This is a genomic window from Stenotrophomonas sp. Sm6012, from assembly GCF_030985895.1.
Classification (GTDB): domain Bacteria; phylum Pseudomonadota; class Gammaproteobacteria; order Xanthomonadales; family Xanthomonadaceae; genus Stenotrophomonas; species Stenotrophomonas forensis.
In genome coordinates, this window is sequence record NZ_JAPTFX010000208.1 from 1 (window position 1) to 6,050 (window position 6,050).

The 6,050-nt window shown below is 64.5% G+C and carries 2 protein-coding genes; one reads left to right on the forward strand and one right to left on the reverse strand.

Translation table 11 applies throughout. The features are described 5' to 3' along the window. Positions 1 to 24: 24 nt before the first annotated feature. Positions 25 to 2,424, reverse strand: coding sequence for an autotransporter outer membrane beta-barrel domain-containing protein (locus tag O0J73_RS21225; protein WP_308309580.1), 2,400 nt, complete (start codon positions 2,422 to 2,424; stop codon positions 25 to 27). A gap of 378 nt (positions 2,425 to 2,802) precedes the next feature. Here O0J73_RS21225 and O0J73_RS21230 point away from each other — a divergent pair, with 378 nt between their 5' ends. Continuing rightward, entirely contained in the window at positions 2,803 to 6,003 is a 3,201-nt protein-coding gene (locus O0J73_RS21230) for an autotransporter outer membrane beta-barrel domain-containing protein (RefSeq protein WP_308309581.1), read from the forward strand. Positions 6,004 to 6,050 lie beyond the last annotated feature (47 nt).

The window sequence follows — 6,050 nt, forward strand, 5'->3', positions numbered from 1 at the left end:
GCCGCCCCCGTCTTCTTATCTATCTCACCACTGGTACGCCACGCTCAGGTTGGCAGTGGTCTCGCGGTAACCATGGTCACCGCGCATCACACCGAAGCCACCCCAGGCACTCAGCCCGCTGCGGAACTGCACGCGTGCACCGGCACTCAGTTCATAGCGATTGCGCGGAATGCCGGCCTTCAGCAGTTCATCATCAAAAGCGATGCCATTGTTGGCGCCATCGCGGTACCAGTTGGCCACCACGTACGGGCTGACCGAGGCACCGGCGGTGCTGTGGCCTTCGCCCTGCAGGCGCAGGCCCAGGCGGCCGGACAAACCATTGTTGTCCAGCGCACGCACCACGGTGCCGTTCGCCTCTTCGTGGCGGTCGGTACTGGTGTTGGTGTAGATCAACTGCAGCTCCGGCTGCAGGCTCACGGTCGTGCTGCCGATCTGGCCGATGCCGATGCGGTAACCGGCTTCCAGCGCGCTCTGCCAGATATCGGAGTCGTAGCGCTCCTCGGCCAGGCCTTCGCCCTGCACGCGGTTGCGGAACTGGCCGCGCTGCACGCTGGCATCCAGATACATCGCATCGTTGTTCCAGCTGCCGTACACGCCCAGTGCGCCGCCTTGCACCTTGCCCTTGGCGCTGTAGCCGGTCAGCTCGGAACGTGAGGTGGCGCTGGACTGCGCCAGCGTACCCATCACGCCCACGCGGCCTCGGCCGTTGTCGAACACGCCCATGTCCGCACCCAGCTGCACGCGCGAGCGGTCCACGCGCAGATCCAGCTGATCATTCACCGCACCCAGCTTGCTCTGGTTGCTGTCCACACGCGCCCAACCACGCACGCCGTCGTCGCTGAAGCTGCCGCCCTGGCGGTCACGCCAACCGTGGCGCAGCAGCTGGTCCACCGCAAACTGGTTGGCCAGGTAGGCACCGGTTTCCGGGCGCAGCACCGGGGTCGGTTCCACCGGATCGACCGGATCAATGATCGGCCCGCATTCCGGCAGCGTCGGGTCGACCACGCACGGGTCCGGCACGGTGGCCAGTTCCGAGCGCAGGTACCAGCCGCCGTTGGCGGCATCCTTGAACAGGAAGTACTCGTACTGCCCACCCACCGCGCGGCCCTGCAGGTCGAACTGGCCGTTGGAGGCACCGCCCACGCGGATCAGTTCGATGCCCTTGTCGGTCTTGGCGCCGGCACCCCCGGCATTGACCACACGCACGTTGGCCTGGCCGCTGGTATCGCCGGCCACGATCAGCTTGTCGGTGGCCGAGGTGTCATCGAACAGGACTGTGTTGAACAGCAGGGTGCCGCCGTTGCCGGTGAAGGTATCCACGTTGAGGGTGTTGAACGTGCTGCCGTTGCCCAGTGCCACGATGCCGGTGCTGCCCAGGATAAGAGCGCCGACGTTGCTGTCGCCGGTCATCAGCCAGGTGCTGTCGCTGCCGATGTCGGCCGAAGTGACATTGGTGAAGCGGCCATCGATCTGCGCCTTGTTGCGCAGGATCACATCGAGCGTGCCATTGCTGACGGTGGTGGGGTCGAAGGTTACGTTGCCGGCAAGGCGCGAGTTGTCCACAGTGAAGTTGACGTCGGTCGGGCTGCTGTTGATGCTGCCAGACAGATTGCTGAAGAGAAGCAGATTGCCATCGCCACCGGTAAGGGTTGAGCCGTTGGCAATCAGGATGTCAGCGTTGCTGCTGTCAAAGCCGGGCATCACCTGGATCGCGGGACCGCGCTGGGAAGCAATGGTCGAGCGATCCACATTCAACGTCACCGTACCGTCCGGGTGCGGTTCGTTCCACAGCAGTACGCCGGCATTGGTACTCGCGATGCTTGACCCGTTGGTGATATCCAGCCGTCCAATGAAAACACGTGCGCCGACTCCGCTGTTGTAAACAGGCGCGGTAGGGTCGGGAGCATCTTCCACTTCCACCTGTACACCGTCCAGCAGCGCATAGGGGTTCCGGTCATCGGACGTTGCCAGGCTGCGGAGTAGATCGATGCCGACGGACAGTCGCTCGGTGGGCGCAAGGTCTGCCGCTGTAACCTTGATCGAGCCTCCCGTCAGTCGCGCCACCGTGTTGCCGTTGTTCAGTGCAATGCCGCCGCGGAAGGTGGTGCCGGTGGCTGTAAGTTGGGCGTTGTCGGTCAAGCTTACCGCTCGCTGGCCTGCGGCGCGGATAACGGTGCCGCCGTCCAGCACGACAGTCGACGTATCGCGGGCGCTGATCTCGTTCATCTGCGCGTTCTGCCCGATCAGGTTCGAACCATTGCGCAGCGACCATGCCTCTACCGGGTCGCCTGCCACAACGGTGGCATCCTGATTGTCCAGGTCGCCGGCCAAGGCAGATCCGGCGGCAAACGTGGTGATGGCCAGCAGTACGGCATGAGCCAGGGGACGGCGCGGGTTCGCGCGGGGGGATGTAATGTTTCGCATGATCGTTTCCTTATCGGATGAGAAGTGCTGATTCGCCTGCGCTTTCGACCCGCTGGAACTGCGCCGTGATGTATAGGTTGTCATCACGTGAAAAAAGCGTGAAGTTCAGGTGCTTTCGCGAATGCAGGTGTCTTGTACGGCCCGAATTCTCGCTCCGCCCCCGGTCCCATCCCATGCAATTAGTTGTAAAGCCGGCTTGCCAGGCCGCGTGGGTTCAGCCCATGGACAGCACTGCGGCATCCGGTCGCAGGCGTATTGCAAGTCTTTCGATGGGCGCATGGTCGGCCCACCCCGAGCATGTCTGCTTTCACACGGAGACATGCGATGCCCCCTTTGCTTCCCCCTCGTACAACGTTGGCTGCAGCGCTCGCGGCGGCCTTGGTTACTGCACTTCCGGCTCAGGCCCAGCAGGTGGTCGCCGACGGCGATCAGCAGACGCCCGCTGCGGGCGATTACACGACGACTGAGCCGGTAGAGCCGGGCAACCCTGCCGGCTATGCATTCCTCGCCATCAATGGTGGTCAAATCCAGCCTGCGGGGGCAGTGAATCTTCGTACGGAAGGCCTGCGCGCAGCCGCAGTCCGTGCCGAAGGGGCCGGCAGCCTCATTGTGCTGAAGGACGCTACGGCCGCCACGCTGGGTGATGGCGCGGCAGGGCTTTCCTCAGCCAACGGTGGCTACGTGCAGGCCAGCGACATCAGCATTGAGACATCCGGCGCTGCGGCAAACGGCGCCGAAGCGCTGAACGGACGACTCGCCTTGGAGCGCGCCCACATTGTGACCCGTGGCGCACTGTCCCACGGCCTGTCTGTCGCTGGCGGCGATGCGCAGATCGTTGACAGCGTCATTGAAATTGCCGGCAGCCAAGCCAATGGATTGGATATCAATGGGGGCACGCTGCTTGCCGAAAGGGTGCGCATCGATATTGCTGGAAGCGGCGCCGGCCTGTGGGCAGGAGGCAGCAGCGCGACGACGCTGCGCTCGGTACAGATCAACGGTACCGGCGCGGGGGCATCCGGTGCGTTGGTGGCGTTGGGCAGCAAGGCGATGCTTGAGGATGTGGATATCGCGCTGACGCACGACAGGTCCGGCACCGGTCTGCTGGTGGGGGGCGAGCTGGAAATGCGTGGCGGCAGCGTGCATTCCGGAGGTGCCAATGCCAGTGCGCTGAGTTTTACCACCAGTGGCGGTGGCAAGGCGACGCTGGATGGGGTAGACCTGTCCGGTCACTTCGGCATCAATCTGATGGAAGGCTCTGAGCTGACGCTTCGCAACAGCCATCTGCAGAGTCAGTCCATCGGCATCGACATCAATCAGCGCAATGGCATTGCCACGATCAGCGATTCATCGATCACCACGCGGGATGGCGTTGGCATTCGAATGCTGGACAACGGCGAGCTGGAGTTGACCGGGTCGCAGGTCACCTCTGACGGGCTGCACGGTCAGGCGGTTTCAATATTGGGGGGCGAGGCCCACATTGCCTCCAGTGCGCTACATACGCTGGGCGAGAGCGGCCACGGCATCTTCGCCGAGGCCAGCATCGGGCGCACGCCTGTTGTTGCAGTCGAGGACACCCGCATACTTACTGAAGGCGAGATGGCCCTGGGGGTGATTGCACGCTCGGGCGCGGTGGTGAGTTTGGCCGACAGTGAGATACGCACCACGGGCCGTGAGTCGCATGGCGTTCTGACCGGCGGCAACGGCGAGATGAGCTTGGCCAACACCCACGTACGCACCGAAGGCGAAGGCGCATGGGCGGCGGTGGTGAATGACAACGGAAAGCTCTCCATCGACGGCGGCTCGCTGGTCAGCGCCCAGCACGGTGGCATCTGGATGCGCAGCAGCCGCGACCCCGGCCTGACCCTGGCCAATGGCGCAGTGGTATCCGGCGGCAATGGCATTGCACTGGCGCTGGATGCGGCCGTGGCCGGGCGCTTCGATGTGAAGCTGGACAGTGGCGCGGTGATGATCGGCGACATTGTGATCACCCCCGAGGACGAAGACGCCGGCCTGGTGCCGCAGTCTGAAGTGCATGTGCAGTTGACCAACAACGCGGGCTGGCATGGTTCGTCCCATCTTGTGCAGGGCATGGCACTGGATGGCGGCAGCCAGTGGATACTCAATGGCAATGCCGCCGTGCAGGAACTTGCACTGCGCGACAGCACGCTGGCCCTGTCGGATGGCAGCGGCCGCTTCAACGTGTTGACGGTGGACGGCGATCTGCACAGCGAAGGCTCCACCTTCCTGTTCAATGGCGCGCTGGCCGGTGACACTTCGGACATCGATCGCCTGCACGTGCGCGGCGATGCCAGTGGCAATGCGTCCATCGTGGTGAACAATATCGGCGGCGTGGGTGCAGCCACCTTCGACGGCATTTCGCTGATCCGCATCGACGGTGCGTCACTGGCGGACTATTCGCTGGCCGGCCGCGCCGTGGGCGGTGCCTACGAGTACTTCCTGTTCAAGGGCGGCCTGCTGGACCCGAATGATGGCAACTGGTACCTGCGTTCGCAGTGGTTCGATATCTGCGAAGAGGATCCAAACGCACCGGGCTGTGTGGTGGACCCCGGCCCGGACCCTGACCCGGACCCGGTGGATCCCATCGACCCGATCGACCCGATCGACCCGGTAGATCCGGTAGATCCGGTCACCCCGCCGCCGGTGCTGCGCCCGGAAGCGGGTGCCTATCTGGCCAACCAGTCGGCGGCAGTGAACATGTTCGCGCACCGCTTGAGCGACCGCATGGGCGCAGTGGCAATGAGCGAGGAACGTGCCGCCTGGGCGCGCGTGGCCCGCAGCAATGCGGATTTCACCGCGGTGGGCGGGCAGCTGTCGGTGGATGGAAACACGTCTGTGATGCAGATCGGCACCGATGTGTGGCGGCGCGGCGATGCCGCACTGGGTGTGATGCTGGGCAGCGGCCGTGCAGACAATACGGTGGTCTCCGACCTGACCGGTTACAGCGCCAAGGGCCGCGTGCGCGGCACGGCGGTGGGCGTGTACGGCACCTGGCTTCGGCAGGCCGATGGCAGCGAAGGCGCGTATGTGGACGCACAGCTGCAGTACGGGCGTTTCAGCAATCGCGTGCAGGGCATTGCGCTGGACAAGGAAAGTTACGATTCGCGCATGCGCAGCGGCTCGCTGGAAGCGGGTTACACCCTCAACGTTTGGCAGGGCGCGTCCAGCAACGTGTATGTGCAGCCGCAGATACAGCTGACCTATACCGACTACAGCGCCGATCGACACGTGGAAAGCAACGGCACTGTGGTTGATGGCGCAGCGGCCGGCGGGCTGTCCGGACGCGTGGGTGTGCGCGCGTTCGGCCAGCATGCGGGCATGGGCACGCTGGTGCAGCCGTACCTGGGCGTGGACTGGCTGCGCAGCAGTGGCCGCAATGCCATCGACTTCCGGGGTGAAACGCTGCGGGCCGACCTGCCACGCAACCGCTACGAGGTGCAGGCCGGTGCCGAGCTGAAGATCAGCCAGCGCCTGGAGGCATGGGGTGGCCTGAACGTGCAGCGCGGTGACCACGGCTACCGCGATGTGGGCGGGCAGGTGGGTGTGCGCCTGGCCTGGTAATGCAGGATCGGGGTCAGAGCCCATTGCCACGGCAATGGGCTCTGACC

What these genes read in the sequence shown, in the direction of transcription:
- O0J73_RS21225 (WP_308309580.1), bottom strand. Translation starts at nt 2,424, where the DNA reads ATGCGAAACATTACATCCCCCCGCGCGAACCCGCGCCGTCCCCTGGCT.